Origin of the sequence: Mycolicibacterium houstonense (assembly GCF_900078665.2) — a bacterium.
Lineage (GTDB): Bacteria > Actinomycetota > Actinomycetes > Mycobacteriales > Mycobacteriaceae > Mycobacterium > Mycobacterium houstonense.
This window is the reverse complement of the sequence record NZ_LT546208.1, coordinates 3032-21208: the sequence shown is the minus strand read 5'-3', so window position 1 is coordinate 21208 and position 18177 is coordinate 3032. Positions and strand designations below refer to the sequence as shown.

At 68.6% G+C, this 18177-nt stretch carries 18 protein-coding genes and 4 pseudogenes; 16 read left to right on the top strand and 6 right to left on the bottom strand.

The window, feature by feature from the left end; translation table 11 throughout:
• From BN4332_RS28020 to BN4332_RS28005, 5 genes and pseudogenes are all read left to right on the top strand, one after another.
• On the top strand, positions 1 to 295 hold a 295-nt coding region (locus BN4332_RS28020), incomplete at its 5' end, for an enoyl-CoA hydratase-related protein (RefSeq protein ID WP_235654315.1).
• A gap of 91 nt (positions 296 to 386) precedes the next feature.
• Positions 387 to 1103: pseudogene (locus BN4332_RS28015) on the top strand (class I SAM-dependent methyltransferase); the annotation flags it as partial.
• Positions 1104 to 1432: 329 nt separating this feature from the next.
• Positions 1433 to 1684 (top strand): annotated as a pseudogene (locus BN4332_RS35665) (enoyl-CoA hydratase-related protein); the annotation flags it as partial.
• 6 nt (positions 1685 to 1690) lie between these two features.
• Positions 1691 to 1999: pseudogene (locus tag BN4332_RS35660) on the top strand (THUMP-like domain-containing protein); the annotation flags it as partial.
• Between the two features lie 75 nt (positions 2000 to 2074).
• The gene (locus tag BN4332_RS28005) at positions 2075 to 2764 is read left to right on the top strand and encodes an esterase (protein ID WP_066902823.1); all 690 of its coding nucleotides are present in this window, start codon (positions 2075 to 2077) and stop codon (positions 2762 to 2764) included.
• A 39-nt stretch (positions 2765 to 2803) separates the two neighbouring features.
• On the opposite strand, the gene BN4332_RS28000 is transcribed toward BN4332_RS28005, so the two are convergent.
• The gene (locus BN4332_RS28000) at positions 2804 to 4087 is read right to left on the bottom strand and encodes a BamB-related PQQ repeat family beta-propellar protein (protein ID WP_066902829.1); all 1284 of its coding nucleotides are present in this window, start codon (positions 4085 to 4087) and stop codon (positions 2804 to 2806) included.
• A 131-nt stretch (positions 4088 to 4218) separates the two neighbouring features.
• Between BN4332_RS28000 and BN4332_RS27995 the strand changes: the two genes are divergently transcribed.
• Positions 4219 to 4962: an acyltransferase gene (locus BN4332_RS27995; RefSeq protein ID WP_066902821.1), complete on the top strand. Its 744-nt coding sequence runs from the start codon at positions 4219 to 4221 to the stop codon at positions 4960 to 4962.
• A gap of 7 nt (positions 4963 to 4969) precedes the next feature.
• On the opposite strand, the gene BN4332_RS27990 is transcribed toward BN4332_RS27995, so the two are convergent.
• The 4 genes from BN4332_RS27990 to BN4332_RS27975 all read right to left on the bottom strand — a co-directional run bounded on the left by BN4332_RS27990 (position 4970) and on the right by BN4332_RS27975 (position 9275).
• The gene (locus BN4332_RS27990) at positions 4970 to 5566 is read right to left on the bottom strand and encodes a hypothetical protein (RefSeq protein WP_435405213.1); all 597 of its coding nucleotides are present in this window, start codon (positions 5564 to 5566) and stop codon (positions 4970 to 4972) included.
• Positions 5567 to 5624: 58 nt separating this feature from the next.
• Entirely contained in the window at positions 5625 to 6866 is a 1242-nt protein-coding gene (locus tag BN4332_RS27985; RefSeq protein ID WP_066902819.1) for a glycosyltransferase family 4 protein, read from the bottom strand.
• A gap of 91 nt (positions 6867 to 6957) precedes the next feature.
• Positions 6958 to 8505, bottom strand: a complete 1548-nt coding sequence (locus tag BN4332_RS27980; protein ID WP_066902817.1) for a 1,4-alpha-glucan branching protein domain-containing protein — start codon at positions 8503 to 8505, stop codon at positions 6958 to 6960.
• Entirely contained in the window at positions 8502 to 9275 is a 774-nt protein-coding gene (locus tag BN4332_RS27975) for a class I SAM-dependent methyltransferase (RefSeq protein ID WP_066902815.1), read from the bottom strand. The genes BN4332_RS27980 and BN4332_RS27975 overlap by 4 nt, the downstream gene beginning before the upstream one ends.
• Positions 9276 to 9503: 228 nt before the next feature.
• On the opposite strand from BN4332_RS27975, the gene BN4332_RS27970 reads away from it, so the two are divergent.
• The 10 genes and pseudogenes from BN4332_RS27970 (at position 9504) to lat (ending at position 17714) form a co-directional block, all read left to right on the top strand.
• Entirely contained in the window at positions 9504 to 10295 is a 792-nt protein-coding gene (locus BN4332_RS27970; RefSeq protein ID WP_066902813.1) for an electron transfer flavoprotein subunit beta/FixA family protein, read from the top strand.
• A gap of 46 nt (positions 10296 to 10341) precedes the next feature.
• Complete coding sequence (locus BN4332_RS27965) at positions 10342 to 11298, top strand: electron transfer flavoprotein subunit alpha/FixB family protein (protein ID WP_066902811.1); 957 nt, start codon at positions 10342 to 10344, stop codon at positions 11296 to 11298.
• A 321-nt stretch (positions 11299 to 11619) separates the two neighbouring features.
• Complete coding sequence (locus BN4332_RS27960; protein ID WP_066902809.1) at positions 11620 to 12363, top strand: SDR family oxidoreductase; 744 nt, start codon at positions 11620 to 11622, stop codon at positions 12361 to 12363.
• 1 nt (position 12364) lies between these two features.
• Complete coding sequence (locus BN4332_RS27955) at positions 12365 to 12775, top strand: cupin domain-containing protein (RefSeq protein WP_066902807.1); 411 nt, start codon at positions 12365 to 12367, stop codon at positions 12773 to 12775.
• Positions 12775 to 13434: a nitroreductase gene (locus tag BN4332_RS27950; RefSeq protein WP_074133209.1), complete on the top strand. Its 660-nt coding sequence runs from the start codon at positions 12775 to 12777 to the stop codon at positions 13432 to 13434. The genes BN4332_RS27955 and BN4332_RS27950 overlap by 1 nt, the downstream gene beginning before the upstream one ends.
• Positions 13435 to 13522: 88 nt before the next feature.
• On the top strand, positions 13523 to 14371 hold the full coding sequence (locus tag BN4332_RS27945) for a GNAT family N-acetyltransferase (RefSeq protein WP_066902805.1): 849 nt from the start codon (positions 13523 to 13525) through the stop codon (positions 14369 to 14371).
• A pseudogene (locus BN4332_RS35150) lies at positions 14368 to 14961 on the top strand (lysophospholipid acyltransferase family protein); the annotation flags it as partial. The gene BN4332_RS27945 and the pseudogene BN4332_RS35150, both read left to right, overlap by 4 nt.
• A complete protein-coding gene (locus BN4332_RS34710; protein WP_338066813.1) occupies positions 14959 to 15789 on the top strand; it encodes an electron transfer flavoprotein subunit alpha/FixB family protein in 831 nt (276 codons plus the stop codon). The pseudogene BN4332_RS35150 and the gene BN4332_RS34710, both read left to right, overlap by 3 nt.
• 157 nt (positions 15790 to 15946) lie before the next feature.
• Entirely contained in the window at positions 15947 to 16333 is a 387-nt protein-coding gene (locus BN4332_RS27935; RefSeq protein WP_066902803.1) for an Lrp/AsnC family transcriptional regulator, read from the top strand.
• 52 nt (positions 16334 to 16385) lie between these two features.
• Complete coding sequence (gene lat, locus BN4332_RS27930) at positions 16386 to 17714, top strand: L-lysine 6-transaminase (protein ID WP_066902801.1); 1329 nt, start codon at positions 16386 to 16388, stop codon at positions 17712 to 17714.
• Here lat and BN4332_RS27925 read toward each other — a convergent pair.
• On the bottom strand, positions 17711 to 18177 hold a 467-nt coding region (locus BN4332_RS27925; protein ID WP_066902799.1), incomplete at its 5' end, for a restriction endonuclease. The genes lat and BN4332_RS27925 overlap by 4 nt on opposite strands.

Here is an 18177-nt window from a genome sequence, read left to right as displayed (position 1 = left end):
CGGCGACAACGTCAAGTTCGGGTCGACCGAGATCCTGGCCGGGCTGGCGCCCCGCGCCGGGGGTGGAGCGCGGCTGGCCGAGCTGATCGGGGCCAGCAAGGCCAAGGAACTGGTGTTCAGTGGCCGGTTCGTCGGCGCCGAGGAGGCACTGGAGCTCGGCCTGATCGACCAGATGGTGGCGCCCGATCATGTGTACGACGAGGCCCTGGCCTGGGCCCGGCGATTCGTCGACCATCCCGTCGAGGTGCTGGCCGCGGCCAAGGCCGCCGTCAACGGACTGACCGACCGGGCCTGACGCCGATCCGACCCGGGCAGTTAGGCTGCCCTGCATGACTGACATCAAGGATTCCGGCACCGACGTCGACGCGCCGGTCGATGCGGCTGGCATGCCGACTCCTAACCCGCACGCCACGGCCGAACAGGTCGAGGCCGCGATGCACGACAGCAAGCTCGCCCAGGTGCTCTACCACGACTGGGAAGCCGAGACCTACGACGAGAAGTGGTCGATCTCCTACGACCAGCGCTGTATCGATTACGCGCGCGGCCGGTTCGATGCCATCGTTCCCGAGTCCGAGCAGCGCGAGTTGCCCTACGACCGGGCGCTCGAGCTCGGCTGCGGCACCGGGTTCTTCCTGCTCAACCTCATCCAGTCCGGCGTGGCGCGGCGCGGTTCGGTGACCGACCTGTCGCCGGGCATGGTCAAGGTGGCCACCCGCAACGGGCAGGGCCTCGGCCTGGACATCGACGGCCGGGTGGCCGACGCCGAAGGTATCCCGTACGAGGACAACACTTTCGATCTCGTCGTCGGGCATGCCGTGCTGCACCACATCCCGGATGTGGAGCTGTCGCTGCGTGAGGTGGTCCGGGTGCTCAAGCCCGGCGGCCGGTTCGTCTTCGCCGGTGAGCCCACCACCGTCGGCAACAAGTACGCGCGCGAACTGTCCACGCTGACTTGGCACGCCACCACGAACCTCACCAAGCTGCCCTGGCTGAGCGGCTGGCGCCGGCCCCAGGCCGAGCTCGACGAGTCCTCGCGCGCCGCGGCGCTGGAGGCCGTCGTCGACCTGCACACCTTCGACCCCGCCGATCTGGAGCGGATGGCCGNTGCACTGCCAGAGGGGCAGCGGGCCGACGGTGAGAACACCGAAACCGACCAGGCGTTCTGGAGCACCCCGCAGGCCGGTCTCGACGCCTTCGAGCAGGGCGAGTCGTTCCTGTTGCCGCCGACCTGGACTCAGCTGAACTCCCTCCACGGACGCACCGTGGCCGACGTCCTGGCCACCGAGCGCAAGATCGTGCCCATCGAACCCAACCTCTCCCTCGGTGAGGGCAGCTGGCAGATCGAGTTCTTCGACAGCGGCCGCTACAACGCGGCCAGGAACCACCGGGCGCCACTGGGCCGGGACGGGGCGACGGCCGGGGAATCGAGCCAGTGAACGAATTCGTCCACGTCATCACCGGGGCGGCGCCGGAGCAGGACGGTGTCGGCACGCTGATGCTGTCGCGGCCGCCGACCAACGCCCTCACCCGGCAGATGTACCGCGAGATCATCGCGGCCGCCCACGAGCTCGGTGAGCGCGCCGACATCTCGGTGGTGATCCTGTTCGGTGGCCACGAGATCTTCTGCGCGGGCGACGACGTGCCCGAGCTCCGCACGCTGAACGCGGCCGAGGCCGCCGCGGCCGACGTGGCGCTNCACCGGCTGTGGCAGCTCGACCCCGACATCGCCTACCTGTCCGGAGACGAGTTGCCCACCGGCGTGCGCGGGTTCGAGGTCCTCGAACAGCTGCCCTTCCAGGAGCGACGGCTGCGGACCGCGCTGGCGGCCCGCTCGGTGGGGGCGCTGGAGATCCTGGTTCGTGGGCTCGATGTCGACCCCGACGCGTTGCGGGCCCGGATGAAGCTGCGCGGCACCGAACACCTGACGGTGGTGCTCGCGCGGCTCGGCTCCGGAGCGGCCAGCCGGGCAACGGCATTCATTTGTCGGCCGTCTCGATAGCGGCCACGTACTCTGAAACGAAATACGCCGGTGGATGAGCCGGTGTGAGTTGATCGCCTGCGAGGACGACTGACGATGCGAATTCCCCCTGTGACAGCGCTGCTGGCAGCCGGCGCGCTGCTCGGCTGGCTCGGCATGCCGGTGGCAGTTGCACAGTCGGCCTGCGCCGACCTCGGCGGCACCGTCGACGCCGACCAGACCTGTGTGGTGCACACCGCCAACTCCAGCTACACACTGGATTACCGATTCCCGGTCGAGTATCCGGATCAGCAGGCCGTGGCCGCGTATCTGCTGCAGACCCGTGACGGCTTCGTCAACGTGTCGGGGATGCCCGGACTGCGCGATCAGCCGTACGTTCTCGACGCCAAGGGCACGGCCTACAGCTCGGGGACGCCGCCGCGCACCCAGAGTCTGGTCTTCGAGGTGTACCAGAACGTGGGCGGCGCCCATCCGCAGACCTGGTACAAGACGTTCAACTACAACGTGGTGACGCGGGCGCCGATCACGTTCGACACCTTGTTCAAACCGGGCTCCCGGCCGCTGGACGTGGTCTTCCCGATCGTGCAGCGCGAGTTGCAGAAACAGTCCGGCGTCGAGCAGGCGATCCCCGCGACGATCGGTCTGGATCCCGCCCACTATCAGAACTTCGCGATCACCGACGATTCGTTGATCTTCTTCTTCGGCCAGGGCGAACTGCTGCCCGAGGCGGCCGGGGCCAGCCAGGCCAGCGTGCCGCGCTCAGCCGTGGCGGCCCTGCTGGCCTGAGGCCGGGCCCGTCCCGACACGGCCCGAATCAGGCTGGGCTCAGGCCGGCGCGAAGCCGTACACCTGACCGTCACTGGTGGCGGTGACGATCCGGTTGTCGTGCCCGATCGACACCCCGACCGGCCAGCCGGTGGCCTCGGGCACCGGATAGCTGTTGAGGGTCCGTCCGTCGGCGGTGTCGAAGACCAGCAGCGTCTGGCCGTGCCCGCCCTCGCGGGCCACCGTGTAGCCGAGATTGCCCGCGCGACTCGACGTGGTCAGTGGCACGACGTCGTCGCGGGCCCAGGCCACCTCACCGTGATCCCCGGCGTCGCGCACCGCGGTCAGCTTGGCGTCCGGTCCACCGCCGGCCACGATCAGGCCGTCCGGTGACACCGACGGCGGCGTCTGGGCCAGATAGTTCAGCGGCACCGACCATTTCGGTGAGCCGTCGGCGGAGTTGAGCGCCCACAGTTTCTGGTCGCGGCCGTTGACGTACACCGTCGAGCCGTCGGCCGAGAGCACCGGACTGGCCAGCGGCCCGCGGCCCACGGCGTCGCTGGTCCATTCCTGCGTCAGCAACGTGCTCTGGCCCCGGTGGTACCGCAGCCCCATCAACACCGGTGCCTCGGTGCCGGGCTGCCATACGCTGAGCACGACCATGCCGGACTCGGGGGAGAACGCCGGCGCGGCCGCCACCGGGCACCGGGACCTGGCCGGCTGGCAGTCGCCGAGGCCGCGCTGCGAATCCGTCGGGTCCACACCGGAAACCAGGTCCAGCGGGGTGCCCTCGACCGTGCCGCGGTGCGCGTTGAACACCAGAACCTGGCCGAGATGGGTGACCACCAGTAGTTGGCCGTCTTCGAGGAGCCTCGGCGTGGTGGGCATGCCGATCACCGGCTGGCGCCACCGGACCCACTGCGTCGGTGGGAAGGACAGGATGGTGCCGGGCTGACCGACGTAGACGTTGTCGAACCCGTCGAACAGCGGACTGGACCAGCCGCCGCCCAGCACCAATCGCGTGCACCAGCGCTGGCGGGCCTCGTTGTTCGTCTCCCACACCATCAACGAGCAGCCGCCCGCCGTCTGCGCGTTGACCGCCAGGTAATCGCCCGATCCGAGCGCCACCTGGGCGCCCAGTTCGCCCTTCACCGACCGGCTCCACTCGAATTCCAGGGCCTCGGGGCCGCGGGAGCGCGTGTAGCTGCTGTTGGCGGCATCACCGTACTGCGCCGACCAGCCTTCGGCGGCTTGCGCGTCGACCCACGAATCGGTGTTCTCGCAACCGGCGAGCAGGCCTGTGAACAGCACCGCGACCGCCAGTGCAAGGTATCGCCGGAACACGATGTCCTTTCGTCGCCGAACACGCATGGGGTCGTATTTGTGGCCCACGTGAGGGTAACCCGGCCGCGGCGGGGCGCAGGAGCGGAGCGACCCCGGAACCCGTCTCGTGGCCTCGCGTAGGCTGTCCGGCCATGACGACGATGTGGGGCGCCCCGATTCACAAGCGCTGGCGGGGCTCACGGCTGCGTGATCCGCGCCAGGCCGATTTCCTGACCAAGGCGTCGCTGAAATGGGTGATCGACAACCGGGCCTACACCCCGTGGTATCTGGTGCGGTACTGGCGGCTGCTGAAGTTCAAGCTGGCCAACCCGCACATCATCACCCGCGGCATGGTGTTCCTCGGCAAGGGCGTGGAGATCCAGTGCACCCCGGAACTGGCCCAGATGGAGATCGGCCGCTGGGTGCACATCGGTGACAAGAACACCATCCGCTGCCACGAGGGCTCGCTGCGCATCGGCGACAAAGTGGTGCTCGGCCGCGACAACGTGATCAACACCTACCTCGACATCGAGCTCGGCGATTCCGCGCTGATGGCCGACTGGTGCTACGTCTGCGACTTCGACCACAAGATGGACAACATCGAGATGCCCATCAAGGACCAGGGCATCATCAAGGGCCCGGTGCGCATCGGCCCGGACACCTGGATCGCCGCCAAGGTCACCATCCTGCGCAACACCTCCGTCGGCCGCGGCTGTGTGCTGGGCGCCCACGCCGTCGTCAAGGGCGAGATCCCCGATTTCTCGATCGCCGTCGGGGCGCCGGCCAAGGTGGTCAAGAACCGCAAACTGGACTGGGAGACATCGGCGGCCGAGCGTGCCGAACTCGCCGCGGCACTGGCCGACATCGAACGCAAGAAGGCCACCAACAGCAACTGACGGAGGCTCAGGCCCCGTTGCACACCCCGGAGTCGCGGATCACGTTGCCGTAGACGTTGGCCGTGGCGATGTTGGCGTTGATGACGCCGGACGGCTGCTGCTTGTGCATCTTGTCGCTGATCTGGGTCAGCTGATACCAGAGGTGATGGATCGAGTCACCGTTGTACAGCGGTGAATACTGGCTCTGGTCCGGGTAATTCGTGATGTACAGGGTGCGGGCGCGGGGTTCCAGGAAGGCCGCCGACTGGTCGATGTTGGCCCGCACCGCGTCGGCGGCCGCTTGCACGCCGGGCGCGGTCCAGTAGTCGTGTTGCTCGCCCAGGAAGTTCTGAAAGCCCACGATCTGACTCATCAAGGTGCCGTACTGGGCGTTGAACCATTGGCATGACTCACGCTGGGCGTCGATCTGCTGCGGGGTGACCCGCACCTGCCACAGGTTGTAGGGGAAGACGGTGTAGTTCGGCGCCCAGTCCGAAGGGTGGGGCACGAATACCGGCAGCATGGGTGCTGGTTCGGCGGAGGCCGGTGCGGCCGGGCCGAGGGTGAGCGCGGCGCCGACGAGTGCGGCGCACACCGGACGTAGGTGTCTGCGGATCGGGACCACGCCTCGATTGTGCGTGCTGGGCGCGGCGGGTGACGGCAGAACGGCGAATCCGCTCGAATCAGCGGTCGGGCAGCGCGTGCTCGACGATCGGTCGGCGCGGATGGGGTTCGCGCTCGGCCCGCTTGGCAGCCAGATAGACCTGGCTGGTCTCGGCGGCCACGGTGTGCCAGTCGAAGTCGGCGCTGAGCCGCTCGCGGGCGGCGATCGCGCGGCGCTGCGCGGCATCGGGATCATCGAGTACCGCGCGTACCGCCGCGGCCAGGCCCGCCACATCCCTTGGCGCGAAAGACATTCCGGTCTGACCGTCGATCACCGCTTCACCGAGACCGCCGACGTTCGAGGTCACCAGCGGGGTCCCAGTCGCGGCCGCCTCCAGTGCGACGATTCCGAACGGCTCATAGTGGCTGGGCAGCACCGCGGCGTCGGCGGCCTGTAGGGCCTCCAGCAGCTCCTCGTGCCCGAGTCGTCCGACGAATCGGGTTGCCTTGAGCACCTTGTGCTTTCGGGCCTGCTCGACGAGCCACTCGAATTGGGTGCCGTCGCCGGCGATGGTCAGCGTGGTCCCGGGATGTGCACGCCGGATCCGGGGCAGGGCGGCGATCGCGTCGTGCACGCCCTTCTCGTATTCCAGCCGGCCGACATAGAGCAGTTCGGCGGGCCCCTGCCGGGGGCGCCGCGGGGCGAACGGCCAGAGGTCGGCGTCGATGCCGTTGCGGATCACCCGGATCTCGGACAGGTCGGGTCCGAACAGTTCGGTGATCTCGTCGCTCATCGAGGCCGAACACGTGATCAGCGAGTCGGATTCACGCACCAGCCACGACTCCACGGCGTGGACCTGGCGGCTGATCGGCCCGGACACCCAGCCGGAGTGGCGGCCGGCCTCGGTGGCGTGGATGGTGGAAACCAGTGGCACATCGAAGTATTCGGCCAGCGCGATGGCCGGATGGGCGACCAGCCAGTCGTGGGCATGTACCAGATCGGGGACCCAGCGATCACCCGTGTTGTCCTTGACCGAGAGGCCGGTTCGCACCATGGCGTGGCCCATGGCCAGGGTCCAGGCCATCATGTCGGTGCCGAAGTCGAACTCGTGCGGATCCTGGGCGGCCGCGACCACCCGCACGCCCTCGCTGACCTCGTCGGTGGAGGGGTGGGTGCTCGGGTCGGTGTCGGTGGGTCTGCGGCTGAGCACCACGACCTCGTGACCGGCCTCGGCCAGCGCGGTGGCCAGGTGGTGCACATGTCGGCCCAGACCGCCGACGACGACGGGCGGGTACTCCCATGACACCATCAGGATCTTCATGACTGCATGCCTTCGTGCGGGTGCGAGCGTGCGGATAATGCTGACGTTTGGCGGCGTGGTGCGCGGCAGACACGCACGCTCGTGCTGGGGGTCATTTTGGCAGACGCCGGGCGTCGAGGGCACCGAACAGGCCGTCGGCCTTGTTCCAGCCGTCGGCAAGACGCTCGGCCTGGTCGCGTCGGCCGGAGGCCAGCGCATCGGAGATCTCGCGGGTGGCGTGGGCGTGCAGGTGCGCCCGGTACCGCGCGTAGTCGGCGGCCGAATCCTTGCTGACCATGAACGGCCAGTCGCTGGAGACAGTCAACAGCGTCTCGCGCAGGATCTGATCGGCCACCCGGTCGCGCGGGGTGGGCGCACCGACAGCCGCATGCTGGGTGAGCGCCTTGTCCACGGTGCTCAATGCCCCGTCGACCACCTCGCTGTTGAGCTGCACCAGATCGGCCACCTTCTCGCCGTTCCAGACCTGCCAGTTCTTGCCCGAACCCCATGAGCTGGGCGGCAATTCGACCGGGGCGCCGACGAATCCGTCGGTCTTGGCATCGGCGAGGGTACCCACGCGCACGCCGGCCGCGGGCAGCGCTCGCAGCACCCGGCCCAGCCACTCCGGACCCTCGTACCACCAGTGCCCGAACAGTTCGGTGTCGAACGCGGCCACCACGTGTGCCGGACGGCCGATCCGCTCGCTCTCGGCGATCAGGCGGCGGCGCACCACGTCGACGAAATCGGCGACATGCTCGTCGATCGCCCGGTCGGCACGCTGCGGATCGTACGGCGCCTTCTCCTCGGACGGGACGTTGCGACCGGTGACGCGGGCCGGCTTGAGGCCGGTGGTGTGGTCGTAGGTGTGGAAATCGCGGTAGGCGGCATGACCGGGATAGCCCGACTTGGGCGACCACACGCGGTAGCTGACCTGGAGATCACGCCCGAAGGCCACCACGTCGGTGTCGCCGACCGGCCGGCCCAGGGCGGTGTCGCCGTGCAGAGAGGGGCCGTCCACCATGAAATGCCCGACCCCGGCGGCGGCATAACCGGTCTCCATACCCGGGGCGTAGGCGCATTCGGGCGCCCAGATGCCTGCGGGGGTGTGCGCGAAACGCTGCTGCGCGTCGGCCAGACCCTCGCGCAGCGCGAACTCGCGAAGCCGGGGGTTCAGCAGTGGCTGGAACGGATGGGAGAGCGGGCCGCCGAGAAGCTCGATGGTCTCGGCGTCGATCAGTCGGCGCAGCAGCCCGCTGGCGCCGTGACGCCAATGGGTGGTGAATTCCTCGATGGCCTGCCCGGCCTCGGCGTACTCGCGAATGCCGAACTGCCGCAAACCTTCCGGCTCGCGCAGCGTGGTGGCCTCCTGGGCCCGCAACTGCCAGTTGGCCAGCCAGTGGTACATGCCGGTCAGGCAGTACGGGTCATCGAGCTGTGCGGTGACCACCGGTGTCATGCCCAGGGTGATCAGGTGGCTGCGATCCTCGGCGGCCAGTCCGCGCAGCACCCGCATCAGCGGCAGATACGCCGCCGCCCAGGATTGGTAGAGCCATTCCTCGCCGACCGGCCAGCGGCCGTGGCGGGCCAGCCAGGGCAGATGGGTGTGCAGGACCAGGGTGAATAACCCGGGTACCGGTTCGGGGTCGGGATTCGAGGTCACGGCCGCACCGCGATCGCCACGAGATCGAGGCTGTCGTCGATGTTCCGTTCGTCGGCCGACGTCAGGTCGAAGTCGTCGATGCTCACCGCGGCGACGTCGGCGAGCAGCTGCTCGGGCCACGGTGCGTCGGACACCGCGCGCTGCACCTGCGCCTCGATGATCGAACCGCCGTGCCGGGCGTCGAGTTCTGCCAGCCCGGCGCCGTGAAAGACCCCGAGCATCGCCTCGACGGTGAATCCGGCGTCGCGCAACAGTTCGGTCAGCTCCGCGGCATTGAGCTCACGGGTGTGGAACGGGTTGAGCGGGGTGTCGCGTCCGGGGGAGAAGGTGATGCGGTTGGGGGTGGAAACCAGGAAGACGCCGCCGGGGCGCAGCACCCGGAAGCACTCGGAGACGAACTGGCCCTGATCCCACAGGTGCTCGATGACCTGGAAGTTGACCACGACGTCGACCGATTCGTCGGGCAGGGGCAGCTCGGCGAGATTGCCGTGGTGGATCTCCACCCGCGGGTAGCGGGCGCGCACGTGGGCCACCGTGGCCTCGTCATAGTCCAGGGCGATCACCTTGCGCGCGACATCGGCGATCAGATCGGCGCCGTATCCCTCACCGCAGCCGGCCTCCAGGACCTCGCGATCCACGCACCGGGCGGCCAGTCGCCGATACACCACCTCATGCCGGCGAAACCAGTAGTTCTCCTCGGCCAGGCCGGGGATGGTCCGCTCGCCGGTCAGGGGTAGGGCGTGATCCGGGTCGCCAACGAATGCGCTCATTGGAAGGCAGGCTAACCCAGGGTTACCCAGGTTGAAGGGGTCGGTGGTGATTCGACCTACGGATCCCATACCCAGGGGTGTGGTAGGGGAGGCCGGAATACAAACTCCGACCAGCTATGGTGTTCCTGCGAACCATCATAAGTTACCGACCGGTAACATGGTGCTAGTTGCTTAGAACGTGATATGAGCCCGGGCCACCGGTCTCATCGAGGAGGACGAACCAGAGTCATGACGAACATCGTGGTCCTGATCAAACAGGTCCCAGACACTTGGTCGGAGCGCAAGCTGTCCGACGGCGATTTCACCCTCGATCGTGAGGCTGCCGACGCCGTGCTCGACGAGATCAACGAGCGCGCCGTGGAAGAGGCGCTGTTGATCAAGGAGCGTGAGGGTGGAGACAGCACCGTCACCGTGCTGACCGCAGGCCCGGAGCGCGCCACCGAGGCGATCCGCAAGGCCCTGTCCATGGGCGCCGACAAGGCCGTCCACCTCAAGGACGACGGCCTGCACGGCTCCGATGTCGTCCAGACCGCATGGGCCCTGGCCCGCGCGCTGGGCACCATCGAGGGCACCGAGCTGGTCATCGCCGGTAACGAGGCCACCGACGGCGTCGGCGGCGCGGTCCCGGCCGTCATCGCCGAGTACCTGGGCCTGCCGCAGCTGACCCACGTGCGCAAGCTGACCGTCGAGGGCGGCAAGGTCACCGCCGAGCGTGAGACCGACGAGGGCGTGTTCACCCTCGAGGCCTCGCTGCCGGCCGTGGTCAGCGTCAACGAGAAGATCAACGAGCCGCGCTTCCCCTCCTTCAAGGGCATCATGGCCGCGAAGAAGAAGGAAGTCACCGTGCTCAGCCTCGCCGAGATCGGCGTCGAGGCCGATGAGGTCGGCGTCGCCAATGCCGGGTCCAAGGTGCTGTCGTCGACCCCGAAGCCGGCCAAGACCGCCGGTGAGAAGGTGACCGACGAAGGTGAAGGCGGCAACAAGATCGCCGAGTACCTGGTCGCTCAAAAGCTGATCTAGCAGCTGATTCCGAATACTCGACTCCCGAAAGACATAACGAGAACTCATGGCTGAAGTACTTGTGCTCGTTGAGCACTCCGAAGGCGCATTGAAGAAGGTCAGCGCCGAGCTCATTACCGCCGCCCGGGTGCTGGGTGAGCCTGCCGCCGTCGTGGTGGGCAAGCCGGGCACCGCGGCCCCGCTGGTCGACGGCCTGAAGGCCGCCGGTGCGGCCAAGATCTACGTCGCCGAGTCCGACGACGCGGAGAACTACCTGATCACCCCGGTGGTCGACGTGCTCGCCGGACTGGCCGAGTCGGCCGCCCCCGCCGGCGTGATCCTGGCCGCCACCGCTGACGGCAAGGAAATCTCCGCCCGCCTGGCCGCCCGCATCGGCTCGGGCCTGCTGGTCGACGTGGTCGACGTCCGCGAGGGCGCAGTTGGTGTCCACAGCATCTTCGGTGGCGCCTTCACCGTCGAGGCCCAGGTCACCAGCGACACCCCGGTGATCACCGTCCGTCCGGGTTCGGTCGAGGCCGCTCCCGCCGACGGGGCCGGCGAGGTCGTCAACGTCGAGGTCCCGGCTCAGGCAGAGAACGCGACCAAGATCACCAAGCGCGAGCCCGCTGTCGCCGGTGACCGTCCGGAGCTCACCGAGGCCAGCGTCGTGGTCGCCGGTGGCCGTGGTGTCGGCAGCGCCGAGAGCTTCTCGGTCGTCGAGGAACTGGCCGACTCGCTGGGCGGCGCCGTCGGTGCCTCCCGCGCGGCGGTGGACTCGGGTTACTACCCGGGCCAGTTCCAGGTCGGCCAGACCGGTAAGACCGTGTCGCCGCAGCTGTACATCGCCCTGGGCATCTCCGGCGCGATCCAGCACCGGGCCGGTATGCAGACCTCGAAGACGATCATCGCGGTGAACAAGGACGAGGAAGCGCCGATCTTCGAGATCGCCGACCTCGGCATCGTCGGTGACCTGTTCAAGGTCAGCCCGCAGCTGACCGAGGCGATCAAGGCCCGCAAGGGCTGACGGTCTCCCGACCAGTAGTCACGCGAACCCCGGCGCACCTGGTGCGCCGGGGTTTTGCGTTGTCGGGGCCGGGGTAGGGCGGGCTCGGCGCCCCCCGGCGTCACGCTGGAGTGACTCCCGGCGTCGCGTGCCACGCTGACCGGACAATGCGACTCGGGTGGGCGCGCGAGTGGGCGGCTGGGGCGCGTGGGAGGGCCGGGTCCGACAGACTACGGACTTTCCAGGGTTTGCCTGCGGGTGTGCGGTGCCAGGCTGGGATATGTGGCCGGATGACGGGTTTCTCACCAGGGCGAGGCCACGCCAGAGAAAGGTATACGCGCAATGAAAATCACAGTGATAGGCGCCAGCGGCCAGATCGGGTCGCGGGTCGTGCGGCTGCTCACCGAAGCCGGGCACGACGTGGTAGCCGCCTCCCTTTCGTCAGGCGCCAACGTGCTGACCGGTGAAGGCCTGGTAGATGCGCTCAACGGGGCGGACGCGCTCGTCGACGTGGTCAACTCACCGTCCTTCGAGGACACCGCGGTGATGGACTTCTTCACCAAGTCCTCACGCAATCTGGTGGCCGCGGCCAAGGAGGCCGGTGTCGGGCATTACGTCGCCCTGTCGATCGTGGGCACCGACGGCCTCCCGGACAGCGGCTACATGCGGGCCAAGGTGGCCCAGGAGAAGAACATCACCGACTCCGGGCTGCCCTACACGATCGTGCGCGCCACGCAGTTCCAGGAGTTCGCCGAGGCCATCACCGGGTCGCTGGTGGTGGGGGACGAGGTCCGCGTTCCCGATGCGCGGATCCAGCTGATCTCCGTCGACGACGTCGCCGCCGAGGTGGCCAAGGCGGCCCAGGCCGCGCCGCGGGGCGGAATCATCAACATCGGTGGGCCCGAGAAGATTTCGTTCGCCGATATGGCCCGTGCGGTGCTGGCCAAGCAGGGCGACGACAAGCCCGTGGTGGTCGACCCGAAGGCCACCTACTTCGGCACGGCCGTCGATGACGACAGTCTGGTCACCGGCGACGACGGGATCCTCGGTGAGATCCGCTTCGCCGACTGGATCGCGGCGCACTGACATGCCGGTTTCAGCTGAGCGCGAGCAGGCGCTCCATGATGCGATGACCGTGATCGCCACCGCGAAGCCGCCGTTCATCCCGCCGGACGCCGAGGTGATGACGACGATCATCGAATGGCCCGCGGGATCGCCCGGCGCGCCGCCGCACCGCCACCCCGCAGGTCCCGCCTTCGGCTACGTGCTCGAGGGAGAGATGCTCTTCGAGCTCGAAGGCGAGGCACCACGGGTGGTCAAGGCCGGCGAGGCGTTCTGGGAACCCGGTGGTGACGTCATCCACTACTCGGATGCCAACAACCGCGACGACGTTCCGCTCCGGTTCCTCGTGAACATGCTGTGCGTGCCCGGTCAACCCATGCTGGTGATCGTCGACGACGAGGAACTCGAAGCCCGCAAGGATCGCCGAGTCCGGTAGTGACCGAGTTCGGAGATGTCGTGCGGTCGCGGCGATCGTCGCGGATGTTCTTGCCGGACAAGCCCATTCCACGCGAGCTCCTCGACGAGGCGCTCGAGCTCGCGGTACGGGCACCGTCGAACTCCAACACCCAGCCGTGGCACGTCTTCTTCGCCACCGGCGAGCGGCGCGTCCGGTTGGTCGACGCGCTGCTTGCCGCGGTGGATGCGACGCCGCCGGCGCTCCAGGCCGCCGGACTGCCCCCGCGTTTTGCCCACCGGCGCAGGGAAACCGGTGCGCTGGTGTACGGCGCGATGGGGATCGCCCGCGATGACGCGGCTGGACGGTGGGCCGCGCAGCGGCGCAACTGGGCATTCTTCGGTGCCCCGGTCGCCGGGGTGGTGTGCATGCACCGCGATTTCGGCAGCGTCGACGCGATCGGTGTCGGGATGTTTCTGCAGACATTGCTACTGGCGCTGAACGAACGGGGACTGGGTAGTTGCGTGCAGGTGTCGATCGGGTTGTATCCGGACGTGTTGCGTGAACAACTGGGAATCCCAGACGATCTGACGATCTTGTGCGGGATGTCGATCGGCTACGCCGACGAGGCATTTCCCGCCAATCACGTCGCGACACCGCGCGATCCGCTGTGCGAGAACGTGGTGTTCCTCGACGCCTGACCCGGCAGCACAAAACGTCACCTGGCGCTCACAGACATGTCACACGGGCGATGCCGTATGGAGACCCGGCTGGGCGACCGTGCTGGCTATGAGCACTGCATCTGTACTCATCGCCGCTGATCACGCCGACAGCTCGACGCCCGATGCGCCGCGCTACACCCTGCTGTTGTCCGCCGATCCCGAGCTCATCGAGGCCGCTCAGCGGCTTCGGCACGACGTGTTCACCTCCGAACCCGGATTCGCTCTCGCCGGGGCGACGGACGGACGTGACGCGGACCGGTTCGACGAGTACTGCGACCACCTGCTGGTGCGTGAGGACCGCTCCGGTGAGTTGGTGGGGTGCTACCGCATGCTGCCGCCGCCGGGCGCCATCGCCGCCGGCGGGCTTTACACCGCCACCGAGTTCGACGTGCGCGGCCTCGATGCGCTGCGGCCCTCGCTCGTCGAGATGGGACGGGCGGTGGTGCGGTCCGATCACCGCAACGGCGGCGTCGTCCTGCTGATGTGGGCGGGCATCCTGGCCTACCTCGACCGCTCCGGCTATGACTACGTGACCGGCTGCGTGTCGGTGCCGACCGCCGGAAACGCCGACGGCCCGCCGGGAACCCAGATCCGCGGCGTCCGGGACTTCGTACGCCGCCGCCACGCCGCACCGGCCGAACACACGGTGTACCCCTACCGGCCGGTGGTGCTGGACGGCCGCGGGCTCGACGACATCGACCCGCCGTCGCGGACCACGGTGCCGCCGCTGATGCGGGGCTATCTGCGGCTCGGCGCTCAGGTGTGCGGGGAACCGGCCCACGACCCCGACTTCGGGGTCGGCGACTTCCCGGCCCTGCTGGACAAGCGCCACGCCGACGTCCGCTACCTCAAGCGCTTGCGCTCGGTATCGGCAGCCGCCGACATGGCCGACGGGGTGAGCGGGGGTGCGTCATGACCAGCCCGGTGTGTGAGCATTCCTGGCTGCCCCGCGCGTCGTGCGACGCCAGCTGCGTCACCGCGGGCAGCGCCGACGCCGGCCGCAGGCTCGTGGTCTGGGTTCGTACCTCGGTGCGGGTGATCATGGCCATCGTGCTTGCTCCCGGGGTACCGCTGCTGGCGGTACCGATGCCCGGCCGGTCACATGTGCAGCGGTTTTACTGCCGCCTGATGCTGCGCTGCTTCGGGGTCCGAATCTCGTTGTCGGGCGGGCCTATTCGAAACCTGCAGGGTGTGCTCGTGGTGAGCGGTCACGTGTCATGGCTGGACATCTTCACGATCGGTGCGGTGCTGCCAGGTTCGTTCGTGGCGCGTGCCGACCTGGTGGAGTGGCCCGCGGTGGGCCGGCTGGCCCGCGTGATGAAGGTGATCCCGATCGACCGGGGCAGCCTGCGCCGGCTGCCCTCGGTAGTGCACACCGTGGCCGAACGACTGCGCGCCGGGCATACCGTGGTGGCGTTCCCCGAGGGCACCACGTGGTGTGGACTGGACTATGGCCCGTTCCGGCCGGCGATGTTCCAGGCCGCGATCGACGCGGCCCGGCCGGTGCAACCGCTACGGCTGGACTACCGGCACCGTGACGGCCGGCCGTCGACGATCCCCGCGTTCGTCGGCGAGGACACCCTGCTGCGCTCGGTCCGGCGGGTCATCACCGCACGTCGTACCGTGTGCCACGTCCACGTCGGGTCGCTGCAGCTGCCCGGCGATGACCGTCGCGCGCTGGCCGGGCGGTGCGAGGCGGTGGNCGGCTCGGGCCTGCTGGTCGACGTGGTCGACGTCCGCGAGGGCGCAGTTGGTGTCCACAGCATCTTCGGTGGCGCCTTCACCGTCGAGGCCCAGGTCACCAGCGACACCCCGGTGATCACCGTCCGTCCGGGTTCGGTCGAGGCCGCTCCCGCCGACGGGGCCGGCGAGGTCGTCAACGTCGAGGTCCCGGCTCAGGCAGAGAACGCGACCAAGATCACCAAGCGCGAGCCCGCTGTCGCCGGTGACCGTCCGGAGCTCACCGAGGCCAGCGTCGTGGTCGCCGGTGGCCGTGGTGTCGGCAGCGCCGAGAGCTTCTCGGTCGTCGAGGAACTGGCCGACTCGCTGGGCGGCGCCGTCGGTGCCTCCCGCGCGGCGGTGGACTCGGGTTACTACCCGGGCCAGTTCCAGGTCGGCCAGACCGGTAAGACCGTGTCGCCGCAGCTGTACATCGCCCTGGGCATCTCCGGCGCGATCCAGCACCGGGCCGGTATGCAGACCTCGAAGACGATCATCGCGGTGAACAAGGACGAGGAAGCGCCGATCTTCGAGATCGCCGACCTCGGCATCGTCGGTGACCTGTTCAAGGTCAGCCCGCAGCTGACCGAGGCGATCAAGGCCCGCAAGGGCTGACGGTCTCCCGACCAGTAGTCACGCGAACCCCGGCGCACCTGGTGCGCCGGGGTTTTGCGTTGTCGGGGCCGGGGTAGGGCGGGCTCGGCGCCCCCCGGCGTCACGCTGGAGTGACTCCCGGCGTCGCGTGCCACGCTGACCGGACAATGCGACTCGGGTGGGCGCGCGAGTGGGCGGCTGGGGCGCGTGGGAGGGCCGGGCGGTGCAGGCTCGGGTGCGCCGGCTGGAGTCGCGGGGCGTGGTGACCGGATATACGGCGCGCCTCAATCCCGAGGCGCTGGGCAACATGCTCTCGGCGTTCGTCGCCATCACTCCTCTCGATCCGTCCCAACCCGATGATGCCCCCGCGCGGCTGCAGCACATCCCCGAAATCGAATCGTGCCACTCGGTGGCGGGCGAGGAGAGCTACGTCCTGCTGGTCCGGGTGGCCTCGGCCCGGGCGCTGGAGGACCTGCTCCAGCGGATCCGGACCGCCGCCAACGTCCGCACGCGCAGCACCATCATCTTGCAGACATTTTACAGTGGACGAGACTACATTCCGTAACGGTTACGGTGTTGAGCGGGTGTGACCGTAAAAATTCCGTTAGGATGGCGGCATGACCGCAGTGCTGACGTCCACTCCGCGCGTGACGCCCGACCAGGTGCGGGCGGTCTTGACGCGCAGCATTCTGACCGACGGCTTCGACTTCGTCCTCGATCTGGAGCGCTCCCGCGGGTCCCATCTCGTCGACGCCCGCACCGGCGATCGCTACCTGGACATGTTCACGTTCTTCGCGTCGTCCGCGCTGGGGATGAACCACCCGGCGCTGGCCGACGATGCGGAGTTTCGCGCCGAACTGGCCCAAGCCGCCGTCAACAAGCCGAGCAATTCCGACATCTACAGCGTGCCGATGGCCCGGTTCGTGGACAGCTTCCGCCGCGTGCTCGGGGACCCGGCCCTGCCGCATCTGTTCTTCGTCGACGGCGGTGCGCTGGCGGTGGAGAACGCGCTCAAGGTGGCCTTCGACTGGAAGAGCAGGCACAACGAGGCCCGCGGCATCGACCCGGCGCTGGGCACCAAGGTGCTCCACCTCCGTGGCGCCTTCCACGGCCGCAGCGGATACACGTTGTCGCTGACCAACACCGATCCGATCAAGGTGGCCCGGTTCCCGAAGTTCGACTGGCCGCGCATCGACACGCCCTACCTGCGCCCCGGAGTGGATATCGCTGCGCTCGAAGCCGATTCGCTGCGCGAGGCGCGGGCGGCGTTCGAGGCCAACCCGCACGACATCGCGTGCTTCATCGCCGAACCGATCCAGGGTGAGGGCGGCGACCGGCACCTGCGGCCCGAGTTCTTCGCGGCCATGCGCGACCTGTGCGACGAGTTCGACGCCCTGCTGATCTTCGACGAGGTGCAGACCGGGTGCGGGATCACCGGAACCGCTTGGGCCTACCAGCAATTGGGGGTCGCCCCGGACGTGGTCGCGTTCGGGAAGAAGACGCAGGTATGCGGGGTGATGGCGGGCCGCAAGGTCGACGCCGTCGCCGACAACGTCTTCGCCGTGAGCTCGCGGATCAACTCCACCTGGGGCGGCAACCTGGTCGACATGGTGCGGTCCCGACGGATCCTGGAGGTCATCGAGTCCGACGGACTCTTCCGCAACGCCGAGGTGATGGGCGACTACCTGCTCCGCCAGTTGCAGAGATTGGCAGTAGATTTCGCCGGCACCGTACTCGATCCGCGGGGCCGTGGGTTGATGTGTGCGTTCAGTCTCCCGACGGCCGCCGCTCGCGATGACTTGATCCGGCGACTGTGGGACCGGCGCGTCATCATGCTGCCCAGCGGGACCGACTCGGTACGGTTCCGGCCGGCGCTCACCGTGCGGCGCGACGAGATCGACGCCTGCCTCGACGCTGTGCGGGATGCGCTGCGATCGGCGGGCTAAGGGGAGGCGACCCGACGCAGGATCGACCTGAGCCTGGGTAGATCGGCCCCGCCCACCAGTTCGCAGCCGTGAAGCGCGGCCAGTTTGCGTGCGGCCGGCGTGAATTCGTTGTTGGTGACCACCATGGTCTTGGCGCAGTCCTGCATCGGCGCCCCGGCAACGACCTCCTGTACGGCGCCGGCGCCGACCGGACGTGACAGCCGTTTGCATTGCACGGCAATGCGGTTCGGCCGGTGTCCGACGATCAGGTCCACCCCCCAGTCCCCGGTGAGCGGCGTCATGATCACCGGCAACCCGCACCTGCGGGCGGCCCGGGCCACGTAGTCCTCGAACTCCAGCCCGGTCATCACCGTGGCGGCCTGCTCACGGGCACTGGGGGTCCGGGCACCCCGGAGCGCGCCCAGCACAAAGCGCGGAGTCGCCGCCAACGTCAGCGGCACGGCGCCGCCGATCACCACACTCC